Annotated in this window: 11 protein-coding genes and 1 riboswitch; of the genes, 3 read left to right on the top strand and 8 right to left on the bottom strand. The window is 39.8% G+C overall.

From position 1 onward, the window contains the following. Positions 1–19: 19 nt before the first annotated feature. From ACFQIC_RS18925 to ACFQIC_RS18905, 5 genes are read right to left on the bottom strand one after another with little or no spacing between them, the layout of a single operon-like run. Complete coding sequence (locus tag ACFQIC_RS18925) at positions 20–1660, bottom strand: peptide ABC transporter substrate-binding protein (protein ID WP_204710672.1); 1641 nt, start codon at positions 1658–1660, stop codon at positions 20–22. A gap of 32 nt (positions 1661–1692) precedes the next feature. Beyond that, entirely contained in the window at positions 1693–2688 is a 996-nt protein-coding gene (locus ACFQIC_RS18920; protein WP_204710671.1) for an ABC transporter ATP-binding protein, read from the bottom strand. A 4-nt stretch (positions 2689–2692) separates the two neighbouring features. Further along, the gene (locus ACFQIC_RS18915) at positions 2693–3646 is read right to left on the bottom strand and encodes an ABC transporter permease (protein WP_204710670.1); all 954 of its coding nucleotides are present in this window, start codon (positions 3644–3646) and stop codon (positions 2693–2695) included. Position 3647: 1 nt separating this feature from the next. Continuing rightward, positions 3648–4580 (bottom strand): ABC transporter permease, encoded by a 933-nt coding sequence (locus tag ACFQIC_RS18910; RefSeq protein WP_204710668.1) that lies wholly within the window; start codon positions 4578–4580, stop codon positions 3648–3650. An 11-nt stretch (positions 4581–4591) separates the two neighbouring features. Beyond that, complete coding sequence (locus ACFQIC_RS18905) at positions 4592–5416, bottom strand: M55 family metallopeptidase (protein ID WP_204710666.1); 825 nt, start codon at positions 5414–5416, stop codon at positions 4592–4594. Between the two features lie 304 nt (positions 5417–5720). On the opposite strand from ACFQIC_RS18905, the gene ACFQIC_RS18900 reads away from it, so the two are divergent. Then, a complete protein-coding gene (locus ACFQIC_RS18900) occupies positions 5721–6401 on the top strand; it encodes a phosphatase PAP2 family protein (RefSeq protein ID WP_204710665.1) in 681 nt (226 codons plus the stop codon). Positions 6402–6438: 37 nt separating this feature from the next. Next, on the top strand, positions 6439–6600 hold the full coding sequence (locus ACFQIC_RS18895; RefSeq protein ID WP_204710664.1) for a YqaE/Pmp3 family membrane protein: 162 nt from the start codon (positions 6439–6441) through the stop codon (positions 6598–6600). Between the two features lie 30 nt (positions 6601–6630). Here ACFQIC_RS18895 and queE read toward each other — a convergent pair whose 3' ends face one another. Genes queE through queC form a run of 3 tightly spaced genes read right to left on the bottom strand, consistent with a single transcriptional unit; the run spans position 6631 to position 8484 of the window. After that, positions 6631–7359: a 7-carboxy-7-deazaguanine synthase QueE gene (gene queE, locus ACFQIC_RS18890; protein ID WP_204710663.1), complete on the bottom strand. Its 729-nt coding sequence runs from the start codon at positions 7357–7359 to the stop codon at positions 6631–6633. Next, a complete protein-coding gene (queD, locus tag ACFQIC_RS18885; protein ID WP_204710662.1) occupies positions 7352–7819 on the bottom strand; it encodes a 6-carboxytetrahydropterin synthase QueD in 468 nt (155 codons plus the stop codon). Before queD ends, queE begins: the two co-directional genes overlap by 8 nt. Beyond that, on the bottom strand, positions 7819–8484 hold the full coding sequence (gene queC / locus ACFQIC_RS18880; RefSeq protein WP_204710661.1) for a 7-cyano-7-deazaguanine synthase QueC: 666 nt from the start codon (positions 8482–8484) through the stop codon (positions 7819–7821). Before queC ends, queD begins: the two co-directional genes overlap by 1 nt. 110 nt (positions 8485–8594) lie before the next feature. Continuing rightward, positions 8595–8639, bottom strand: a riboswitch (PreQ1 riboswitch). A 384-nt stretch (positions 8640–9023) separates the two neighbouring features. Here queC and ACFQIC_RS18875 point away from each other — a divergent pair. Beyond that, positions 9024–12074: an efflux RND transporter permease subunit gene (locus ACFQIC_RS18875; protein WP_204710660.1), complete on the top strand. Its 3051-nt coding sequence runs from the start codon at positions 9024–9026 to the stop codon at positions 12072–12074. The last annotated feature ends 888 nt before the right edge of the window (positions 12075–12962 follow it).

Raw genomic sequence — 12962 nt, 5'->3', positions numbered from 1 at the left:
GTTCGCCTAGTTTTATATATTACTCTTTCGTTGCCCATTTTAGTTCAAGGTATCCAACGGGGTGACGAACGATATTGTCCACACCATCTTTTTGTAAAAATACTTGGTTGTAGAAGTGAATAGGGAAGATCGGCATTTCGTCAAAAAGAATTTGTTCCGCTTGATACATGTATTCAAAACGTTGTTCTTCATCTGTTTCTTGTTTTGCGCTGGTAATTAAGCTATCGTACTCATCATTAGACCAGGCGGTTCGGTTCATTGAAGAATCTGTTGTGAAACTTTCCAGGAAGTTGATCGGATCAGCATAGTCTGCTAAAAATGAACTGCGTGAAAGTTGGTGTTTAAGTGCTTTTTGATCATCAAGAAATACGTTCCACTCTGTGTTTTCAAGTGATACATTAACGTCTAAGTTTTCACTGTACATTTCTTGAATAGCTTCCGCGATACTCTTATTTGTTTCGTCCGTATTGTACGTTAATGTAACCTCAGGAAGCTCATCATAGCCTTCTTCCTCCATGCCTTTTTCAAGAAGCTGCATCGCTTGCTCAGGGTCAAACTCTACAAGATTTCCATTTTGTTCACGGAAATCGTTGCCATTGGCATCCGTGAATCCTGGTGATACAAATCCGTAAGCAGGTTCTTCACCCATTTTTGTAACATATTCCACAATGTCCTGTTGGTTAACAGCCATGGCAAAGGCTTTACGAATATTAGCGTTCTGGAATGGTTCTTCTTCTACATTAAAACGATAAAACTGGCTTCCTGCCTGCTCTTCAATTGTAACTTCCTCACTGTCCAGTAATTCGCCAGCTAAATCAGATGGGATTTCAGAGTTATCAAGATCACCACTGTTATACATTTGATATTCCGTATTCGGATCATCAACCATGGCGAAATGAACCTTATCTAATTTTACGGTATCTACATCCCAATATTCCTCGTTTTTCTCGAGTATCATTTCACTATCGTGTGCCCACTCAGCAAGAGAAAAAGGGCCGTTACCTACAAAACTGTCGGCTTCTGCATACCATTCCTCATTTTCTTCTGCTACATCTTGATTAATAGGGAAGAAAGCAGGGTTAGAGATTATGTTCAGAAAGTAGTTAGTTGGTGCTGTTAATGTAACGTGAAGCTCTTTATCATTAACAGCCTCGACCATGACATCATCTTCAGAACCTTCTCCACTGTTAAATTCTTCTCCACCTTCAATAAAGTAGCCAAGGAAGGCAGCAGATGAAGCTGTTTCAGGATTTAATAAACGTTTCCATGCAAATTCGAAATCGCCTGCTGTTACATCATCGCCATTTGACCATTTAGCGTCGTCACGGATCGTAAATGTGTATTCTGTGCCATCCTCTGATACTTCAATATTTTCAGCGGTAGCCTCTTCTGGTTGATCGTCTTGACCTAAGCGTGTCATACCTTCCATAAGGTTGTTTAACACGTTCCATGAAGCCGCGTCAAAACCAATCGGTGGATCCAATGACGTCGGCTCAGTCCCGTTGTTCAGCTTCAGAGTTGTAGTATCTTCACTATTTTCACTACTGGATTCTCCTCCTTCGTCATTTTCAACTTCTTCACCCGCGTCTTCGTCGGTTGTACAAGCAGTGAGAACGACGACGAGCAAAACTCCAAGTAATACGGATAGCCATTTCTTCATAATCTTACTTCCCCTTTCGAATTTAAATGGTGTTACGATGATGCTATATATTTTTGAGCCCTTTCATCCTGAAGCCAGCAATCCACATGATGTGTATCACTGAGCTCTGTTTGAAAAGGATAAATCTGAGAGCAAACCTCCATAGCCTTGGGGCATCTTGCGGTAAATGGACACCCTTCAGGTGGTGAAAATAAATCAGGAGGTGTTCCGTCAATCGGAACTAATTTTTCAGATCTTTGATCAAGGCGCGGGACAGAGTTCAACAGCCCTTGAGTATAGGGGTGGTTCGGTCGGTAAAAAATTTCTTGACGACTCCCTGTTTCTATAACTTTGCCTGCATACATAACAGCAATCCGATCCGCAACTTTTGCAACAACACCTAAATCATGGGTGATTAAAATAATGGAGACCCCAGTCTCGTGCTGAATCCTTTGAAACAACTGTAAAATTTGAGCTTGTATCGTTACGTCTAATGCTGTGGTTGGTTCGTCTGCTATTAACAATTCAGGCTCGCATATTAATGCCATCGCAATGACAATTCGTTGTCTCATCCCTCCGCTAAATTGATGAGGGTATTGCTTCATACGTTCCTCGGGGTTTGGGATACCTACCAGATTAAGCATATCGATCGCTTTCTCGTCGGCTTGTCTCCTTGATAGTTTTTGATGCTGTTTAACCCCTTCGGTGAGCTGATTGCCAATAGTTAAGGTAGGGTTAAGGGCTGTCATGGGATCTTGAAATATCATGGAAATATCAACCCCACGGATGTTGCGCATGGCTTTTTTGGATAGTTTCGTCATATCTTTTTCTTTAAAGTAAATAGAGCCTTGTTTTATCCTGCCTGGCGGGGAAGGAATCAGCTTCATGATACTGTTCGCAGTAACGCTTTTCCCACACCCTGATTCCCCAACAATAGCTAAGGTTTCTCCTTTATATAACTCTAAGTTCACTCCCCTTACTGCCTGCACTTCACCACCATAAGTGACAAAGGAAACGTGGAGGTCATTAATGTCGAGAATTTTTTCCATGAGGTTACCTCCTTAATTTAGGATCTAAAGCGTCTTGTAGTCCATCACCTAAAACATTAAAAGCAAACATCGTTGCTGAGATGAAAAAGGCGGGGAAAAATAGACGCCACCAGTGTCCAGATAAAATGGTTCCTAGGGCGTCGTTTGCCATAACTCCCCAACTGGCAAACGGTGATTGAATACCAAGGCCAAGAAAACTAAGAAAAGCTTCTGCAAAAATTGCTGTGGGTACGGTTAACGTCATTTGTACAATGATCGGCCCCATCGTATTCGGGAGTAAATTTTTGTGAATGATTCGCCGGGTTTTGGCACCAAAAGACTGGGAAGCGAGTACAAATTCATTATGTTTAATTTGTAAAACTTGTCCACGAACGATTCGAGCCATGCCCACCCAGCCGGTTACCGTCAAGGCAATGATGATGGTAAGCAGACTAGGGCCCATAACTACGAGTAATAAGATCACAACAAGCAGGTAAGGAAGTCCATATAAAATTTCAATAATCCGCATCATTATGCTGTCGGTTCGGCCCCCTTTATACCCGGAAAGACCCCCGTATGTAACACCGATAAAGAAATCTATGAAGGCAGCCATTAGTCCAACGAATAAGGAAATTCGTGCCCCGTACCATGTTCTCGTAAATACATCACGACCAAGTTCGTCAGTCCCAAACCAGTGAGCCGAAGAAGGTGATTGGTTTTGATTGGATAAAACTTGATCGGAAACTGAGTGGGGGGAAAGGATGGGTCCGAAAATCGACAGTATTCCTAAAAAAATAAGGAATAACAGACCAGACATCGCCAGTTTATTTTTCTTCAGCCTCCGCCAGGCATCTTCCCAGTAAGAAAGGGAAGGGCGAACCACTGATTCAGATTGCTGCTTATCCTTTTCCTTTGGCTTAAACCATTCATCAGGAATATCTGGTTTTTTTTCTTTCTTTTGCTTTGTGGATGGCAGCATGTTAGCCACCTCCTTTGTCATGAAGTTTGATTCTAGGGTCTAAAAGTCCATATACAATATCTACTAAGAACAACATAAAGACAAGAAAGGCACTGTAAAAAACAGTTGTACCCATAATGACAGGATAGTCACGCTGGTTGATACTTTGAACAAAATATTTTCCCATTCCCGGAATGGCGAAAATCTTTTCAATGACAAATGTTCCTGTTAGTATGCCTGCCATTAGGGTTCCGAGAATAGTAACAACAGGCATCAGTGCATTCTTTAATGCATGTTTCACGACGACTTTGAAAGGAGAGAGCCCTTTGGCCCGTGCAGTTTTAACGTAATCCTGTGTCAACGTTTCGAGCATACTCGATCGCGTAAGGCGAGCTATGATGGCCATCGGTCCTGTTGCGAGAGCGAGAATAGGAAGGACCATATGAGACGAACTACTCCAGGTTGCGGCGGGGAAAATATTGTGATTAACCGCAAGCTCTTGAATAAGCAGGGTAGCTAAAACAAAGTTAGGAATGGAAATACCCAGTACGGCAATGGTCATGGCCATGTAGTCGATGATGCCATTATGTTTTAATGCTGCTAATACGCCTAAAGTAATACCAGAAACAACGGCAACTAAAATCGTCCATATTCCCAGCTCTGCAGAAATCGGAAACCCTCGACCTAATAAAGAGTTAACGGTTTCGGTAGGTTGTTTAATCGAAGGACCAAAGTCGAGCGTAGCAATAGATTTTAAATAAAGTACATACTGAACAACAAGTGGTTCGTCCAAATTAAAGTGTGCTTCTAAGTTTTGTTGAACTGTTTCATTGGTAGACCGTTCCTCATTTAAAGGGGATCCAGGTAATAAATTCATAAGAAAAAAGGTTAAAGTGGCAATAATTAAGACAGTAACTATCATTAAAACAAACCGTTTTACGATGTACTTAGCCATTGATGTCCCCCCTAACTAAAAGAAGTACGCATAGCAAGCTCCGTCATGACCACCATCGCTTGATACGCTTCTAAGATATCTTTTGATTTGAATGAAACTGTAGTTGAGTTTGGTTCAATTTCAGTTCCAGGCATAAGGTTGGCCCATTCGGCCTGACCATAGTTGGCAAATTCTATCCGCAGTGTCGGCGAAGCGGGAGGAGTTAATGGTTTGACGTTTTTTATGTTATGTATCGCTTCGTCCGTTCTTGTTCTTAAGAGTTCGCCAGCTTTTCTCGGAGTTAGCGTTTTGACAGCTGATCGTGAAATAGATTCTTTGACAGTTGCAGTCATAACGTTTGGGATAAGTTGTTCCGCCTCTTTTGCAACACGATCATCACCAGCGACCATGATCAGTGGTACATCATAATATCCTGCTACATAAGCGTTCAGTCCGAGCTCTCCAACAGCTACATCATCTATGTAAAAGTTACGTACACCAAACGTCATCGAGTGCGACATTACGCCTGGTTGGTCGGCTCTTGAATGATACCCGAGAAAAATAGCCCCTTCAAAAGAATCATCCAGTCCTTGGACCATTGAGTAAGGTTTGACATCGCCTGTAATAAGTTGAGCCTCTGGATGAATATGCTCCACTAGTAAATTATTCATTTTCGAATGACTATCATTGACGACCACTTCGCTCGCTTTATTATCAAAAGCGGATTGAATAACATAATTGGTTTCTTCGGTCATGATTTTTCGTCCGCGTTCGTAATTGTGTTTGCTTGAATCGACAAAGGTTGCATCAGGCAATCCTGTAATCCCTTCCATATCAACCGATAAATACAGTTTCATGTCTCAGTTCTCCCTATTTGTATATAATATTAGTAATTTTCTAATAATTTTACCAATGTTTATTGAAAAAGGCAATGGAGATTAGAAAAATATGACAACAATCCCTTTTCATTAATGAAAAGAGGTTGTTGTTTGTCGAAAGTCGTAAGTAGGCATCAAGTTTGTGATGAAAATCGTGTTTGTTTGAAATGTAACGAGCAAATGGTTTTATCCAAAACGAAAGGGGGAATAGTCTTTAAGCTAAATGCTTAAGCTAATGAAAAGCCTGGAGAACCGGGATACTACATGAAGAGGAGGGCCGCCTGTGCTATTTTCAGGAACCAAAATTACGGACTTCTCTAAAACCTCGATCATCATTATACTCATTGGACTAATTGTGGTTGGTACTGGCACCTATTTATTCACGGAAATTGCGGAAGAAGTTTTAGAACAAGAAAAATTTGCAACAGATACAGTAGCATCAAACATCGTTAATGGTATTCAATCTCCTATTTTATCCAACATAATGGGATGGGTTACAGAAGCCGGATCAGTAGCATTCATTACAATATTCTCGATTGTTATGTTTATCATTTTGTTATTTTTTGTCTCTTTTAGTAAATGGGTCGCGATTTATTTTGCTATAAGCATGATTGGAATCAGTTTGCTGACAAAAGGTTTGAAACTACTGTTCGGGCGTGAACGGCCTGAACTTCTAGATCAATATGACGGGACTGGCTTTAGTTTTCCAAGCGGGCATACTACAGGTTCTGCGGTTTTTTATGGATTTATGGTATATTTAATCGTCGTCAGTCCGTTAAATAAGACGGCAAAGTGGTGTATCAACAGTTTGTTGATTATTGCAGTATTATTGATTTCCCTCAGCCGTGTGTTCTTGAACGTTCATTACTTTACAGATGTTTTAGGAGGATTAGCTTTAGGTTTTTCTTGGTTAATCGTTTGTATTGCAGCATTGGAAGTTATGTTGTGGAGGCAGAGAAAGTAGAGAATTACTAACTAATTAATAGAGGAGCTGAAACCATATGTTATATATTTTGGTAATATTCTTACCACCGTTGGCTGTATTATTTACAGGGCAACCCATGAAGGCTTTATTAAATTTGCTACTAACAATGGTCTTTTATGTACCAGGTGCAGTCCATGCTGCTGTCGTAGTTAAAGGACATTATGATAAAAAAAGCTGATTGGCTCTACTAGAGCCTAATCAGCTTTTTTTATACTCCGCGCTTGTTACCCCAAAGTAATGCATGGACTTGTGGGAGCACTCGTACGTGATTAAGAGCGGAGGATTCCATTACTTTGTCAATTAGCCACTCATATTTTGTTAATAGATTAGTTGCTAACTCAGCAGGCTGATCTTCTTCTAAATCATCGTTTCCAACTTGCAGGAAAAATGGAATATTTGCATAACGCTTATGCACTTTTTCAGCATAGTGGAGGTCTTCATCATTAAAAATCACTACTTTTAAACTTGTGTGGGATAAACGGCCATTTGTTTGTTGTTTTTGAATAATATCGTCAAGAATATCCCAATTGGTAGTCATTTTCGAACTTGGAGGTTTAGGTGAGATCGTTAAGTCGTCAATATCTAGAAACCACTCCTGCCAGCGACTTCCTTGAGTTTCGAGGGCCACTTCAATATTTTTCTCGTGAAGGGGCTCAATCAATTCTTGAAGGTTTTTTAAAAGTGCCGGGTTTCCGCCAGATATAGTAACATGATCATATTTATCGCCACCTGTTTCTTGAAGTTCAGCAATAATATCTTCAGCTGTCATACGGCGAACTTCTTCTTTCGCGCTACCATCCCATGTAAAGGCTGAATCACACCAGGCACAGCTGAAATCACAGCCTGCCGTACGAACAAACATCGTTTTTCGACCAACGACCATGCCTTCCCCTTGAATCGTTGGGCCGAAAATTTCAAGGATTGGGAATTTATTCATGTTCCATCCACTCCCGTCTTACTTCGGCGTAGCTTGTCGGTGTTTCATAAAGTTTCACAAATTCTACACGGAAATCCTCGCGTTTGCCTTTTAAAGCCGTGTGCATTTTTTCGTAGATCCAGACAACCATATTCTCTGCCGTTGTATTCATTTTCGGTAGCATTTCATTTAGATAGCGATGATCGAGATGAATTTCTATCTGCTCTTTCCAAATTTGCTTAATATCACCAAAATCGATGACAAGACCAATCTCATCTGTATAGCCGCTAACTCCGAAGACTACCTGGTACGTATGGCCGTGAAGGTTTTTACACTTTCCTTCATAGCAATGAAGATGATGAGCGGCATCAAAGGTGAATTCTTTGCTGACGAGCACACGCTTGTTGTGATACTTTAGTTCGTGTTTTTCAATGTCTTCATTGATTTTTTGTAAATTCTCAACAATGGTAAAACCAAACATTAGCTATTCACCTCAGATTTTTGCTGTAGGTAGGTTTCTAACCCGTTACGACGGAGTTTACACGCAGGGCATTCGCCACAACCGTCGCCACGTACACCGTTATAACAAGTGAGTGTGAGTTGGCGTACGTAATCAAATGCATTCAGGTTATCTGCCATCTCCCAAGTTTGGGCTTTATCTAGCCACATTAGGGGTGTATGAACAACGAACTGATCATCCATTGATAAGTTAAGTGTTACGTTTAATGATTTAATGAAAATGTCCCGGCAATCTGGATATCCACTGAAATCTGTTTCGCAAACTCCTGTTATGACGTGTTTTGCCCCTACTTGTTTAGCGAGAATCGAAGCGAACGAAAGAAATAACAGATTTCGTCCCGGAACAAATGTTGAAGGAAGGTCTCCATCTTCTCCATCTTTCACTTCAATGTCATCACGAGTCAAAGCATTAGGAGCTAACTGACTAAGTAATGACATATCAAGAATATGATGTTTCACATTCAAATCATTAGCAATTTCTTTAGCAACTTCTATTTCTTCGTTATGTCGTTGGCTGTAATCAAATGTAACAGCCTCAACTTGATCATATTTTTCTAGAGCCCAGAAAAGACAAGTTGTACTATCCTGACCACCACTAAAAACCACAACTGCTTTATTATTTTCCATTAAAAAATTCCCCTTTCATTAAGAAAAGCGCAAGCGCTAGACTACATTGAAAAAGAGAATTCCACTAACCCAAAAAACATAAAAAACCGCACCTAAGGTAAGGTACAGTTCCATCCTTAGTTTTTTATAGAGGGTGTAGCTAGAACCTCTCCTGCTCAATTACAGACTTTATTCATTTTATGCAAAAAATATTATAACATATCTTTTTTAATCTAGGCTATGTTAAACGTTCATTTTGATAGTTTCCCGGGTTGATGAAACTCGGATAGGATTGGTGAATAAAGAGTTTAAATGGTCCCGTTAGTAAAGACATAGGAATTCAAATTAATATTTTAAATCAAGCTTACATATATAAGTCTGTGGTCGTAGAAAAGTTAGGTCTCTGGCTCAATGTAATTATTGAAGCAGAAAGATAAGGTTGTGAAGTGAGGTGATTATCAAAATTTTCCATACCGTCACCTTGGTATTGAGTTACAATACCATTATAATTGTGGAAATTTTTAACTTGTGTGTTTTTCGAGAAAAAAAGGAGGGTGCTTATGGGGTGGTTGAAGTTTATTGTTCAAAGAAAAATTCTAGTGGGCTTGATGGTCGTACTTATTCTAATGCTTGGTGGTTTCGCTGTACTTAAGTTAGATCAGGAGCTAATGCCGGATATTACGTTGGATGGGGCGTTCGTCGAAGTGTATGCAGGTGATACTCCTGCAATTGAAGTAGAACGTTCGATTACTAATCCTTTAGAACAGCAACTTGGGGGTGTAGAGGGCGTCGAGGATATGACTTCCACGACAAATATGGGAAGAAGCTCATTTCAACTTACCTTTAAACAGGGGGAAGGAGATGAGGTTTATAAAGAGGTAGAATCGATCGTTAATACGGCAACATCTGAAAACGCAAAAATCGACGATGTGGAATCGGGGCAATATGCTACTTCACAAGGTTATGAATTTTACATGGATGTCTCAAACGGTAATATGGAAGAAATGGGAGCATTTGCCGAAGATATTTTAGAGCCAAGGTTAGAGAGCTTATCTGAGGTAAGGGATGTCTCCGTATCTGGTCTTGTAGAAAATGAAATAGTTATTGAGTTTGATCGTGCAGAATTAGCAGAGCAAGGATTGGATCTACAACAAGTAAGTGGATTCATTGAAGAAGCTAACGGAGAATCAACGCTTGGAGAGTTAAGGGAAGAGGAAGGGTCTCCTTCGATCCGATGGAATAGTCAGTTGCAAAGTGTTGAGGATGTAGAAGAGGTCAAAATCCCTACTCCAGATGGATTCGTTGATTTGAATGAATTGGCAACTATTTCTTTACAGCCAATAGACAATTCTACCTTTGTTTGGAAAAATGGTTCTAACGACTTTATGTTTGTTCAAGTGGGACGTAATTCAGAGGCTACCCAAATTGAAATGGCAGAAGCTGTTAGGGCAGAAGTGAAAAACATCCGTGATGAAGGCTTAGTTAAAGGGTTTGAGTTAAACGAGATGGTCGCCCAGGCGGATTATGTAGAAGATTCTCTTGATGGTGTTACCTCGAACATTATTATTGGTGGGATCTTAGCCATCGTAATATTGCTGCTATTTTTACGGAATATTAGAGCTACATTTATTATTGGACTCTCGATTCCTACTTCGATTTTATTAACATTTGCCGCCATGTGGATGTTTGATTATAGCTTTAACATTTTAACCTTAATTGGACTTGGTTTAGGGGTGGGGATGATGGTGGATTCCTCCATTGTTATCCTTGAATCAATATATAGCAAGAAAGAACAAGGATTAGATAAACTGGCTGCGGTGATTGAAGGAACGAAAGAAGTAGCAACGGCAGTCATCGCCTCTATGTTAACGACTATTGTTGTCTTTCTACCAATCGGTCTGCTTGGTGGCGAAATGGGACAGTTTATGATTATGTTGTCTGTCGTTGTTGTCATTACTCTCATGAGCTCCGTTGTTGTTTCGTTTACTGTAATTCCATCACTATCAGAAAAGTTCTTACAACTTCGTAAGCTAAAGAAAGCTAATAAAGAGGGGCGAATGATTAAAAGGTACAACGCACTTGTCTCTTGGACGGTGAAGCGAAAACGTCATAGTTTAGCTATTGTGATTATTTTTGTACTAATGTTCGCAGGTTCATTAATGTTGGTCACAAAAGTCCCGATAACGATTATGCCGGATATGTTCAATCGATACTCAGAATTGATGATCGATTTAGATACAGGATTGACTAATGAAGATAAGGAAGAGATTGCCCAGGAAATGAATAATACTTTATCCTCTGTTAAAGATGTAGATTCCAACTACGTCATTGAAATGGGTGGAATGTTTTATTCGATGATTAATATGACGAAAGATGATGAAGTTACGCGAGGACAAGATGATGTTAATGAAGATATTTTAAAATCTTTACGGGAATTAGAAGATACACTGCCGATTCGATCTGTAGAAAACGTTATGTCTGCTGGGGGCGGCGGATTTCCTGTTCAAGTTTATGTAAAAGGAGAAGATTTTACCGAATTAAAAGGAGTAACAGACGACTTTATGAACGAACTTGAAAAGGTGGAAGGCATAGTGGGAGTTGCTAGCTCCAATGAACGAACTTCCATGGAGCAAGAGATCGTTTTAAAAGAAGCTGAAATCGAAGACGCTGGATTGTCTGAAAGTCAAATCAGGCAAATAATCGAGCAGGCCTTTTTAGAAATGCCGGTTGGTGAATTGACTATCGATGATGAAGACGTTGCTATAGCAGTAAAATGGGAGGAAGAGACTGCTTCGAAATCGGCTTTACTAGATCTCGATGTGCCGACTGCTGAAGGTGAAGAAAAGCTTTCTCAATTTATTGAGTTACTAGACGTTGAAACTCCTAATGAAATCACTCATATTGATGGGGAACGATATGTTTCGATAACCGCTGATATCGAAGGAACTGACTTGGGAACTGTTAATCGCGAGGTTCAAAGTGTTATCGATGATTTTGACGCTCCAGCTGGATACAGCTTATCTGTAGCTGGAGACCTTGAGCAACAACAAGAATTAATCCAAGAAATGCTTATCATCTTAGGGATCGCGATCTTCCTCGTTTATTTAGTGATGGCAGTCCAATTTAATCACTTAGCTCACCCTTTAATTGTAATGTCTGTCATACCGATGACAATTGTTGGAGTCATACTTGGACTCTTTATCACCCAGCGAGAGCTTAGTGTGATGTCGGGTATGGGTGTACTCATGCTTATAGGTATCGTTTTAAATAATGCGATCCTTTATATTGATCGAACAAATCAGCTTCGCAGAGAAGGTTATGGTGTAGAAGGTGCATTAGTAGAAGCGGGGAAAAACCGAATCCGTCCGATCTTTATGACGAGTTTAACAACAACTGCCGGGATGTTGCCATTAGCTCTAGCAACTGGTTCTTCAGGTAACTATCAAGCTCCGATGGCTACGGTGATCATCTCAGGCCTTTTATTTGCTACTGTGATCACATTACTGCTCATACCGGCTGTCTACCGATTATTTGCCAATGCTCAACTTCGTTTTTGGAAATCTAAAAAGCAAAAAAGCAAGAAATTAGAAGAAACAGAATCAGCCAGTTAATTTAAAAAAGCGAGGATTCTTCTATTAATAGGGAGGTCTTCGCTTTTTTATTCATCTGTAGTTTTTATTTTTTGGGAAGTAGGAATTGCTATTACAGCACAGAAATGATGGAACAGGGGAGTGCAAGAATAGGGAGAGTTTAGATGAGGTGGGTAAAAAGGGAAGTAATGAAGAAACTGAATTAGTCGTCATAGATTGAAGTGGCTAGATACTTCTTCTGGAGAAGATTCTAATTTTGAATTAGAACATGGAGGTCGATTTTATTCTGTGATAGTCATTTATTTAGCAAAAGAACAATGAACAAGAGAGTATGAAACTTCGGTTTTTTAGTAAAAATGAGCAACTTCCAAGTTTAGCTAGGGAATATAGGAAGTATATTAATAGTTTTGATTACAATTGATCTAGCTTTCATAGATTTTAGAAAACTATGAGTAAGAATTTTTCATTGAGAAACCATTGCATTCATCTTCTCTGCGTGGTATATTATTTCTTGTCGTTTTTTAGAGAGAGCGATGCACCGATTCAATTCGCTGAACGAAAAACAAAACAGAGAAAAACGTGTTGACTTTCGTTTAATCAGCATGGTATATTATTTCTTGTCGCTTTTTAGAGAGCGATGCACTAATTCAATTCGCTGATCAAAAAACAAAACAGCGGTAAAACGTTGTTGACATTCATTTCATCAGCATGGTATATTGATTCTTGTCGCTTTTTAGAAAGGCGATGCATCGATTCATTCATCTGAACGAAAAAGCATAACAGTGAAAATGTGTTATTGACTTCACTTCGTCAGTATGGTATATTTATTGAGTCGCCATTTTGATGCGGCGAACCTATTGATCTTTGAAAACTGAACGAACCAACCAGTACGTCAATTATTCTTTCTAT

It is taken from the genome of Halobacillus seohaensis (genome assembly GCF_042663045.1).
Lineage (GTDB): Bacteria > Bacillota > Bacilli > Bacillales > Halobacillaceae > Halobacillus_A > Halobacillus_A seohaensis.
The sequence above is the reverse complement of the archived record's forward strand: the minus strand, read 5'-3'. Positions and strand labels throughout refer to the sequence as shown.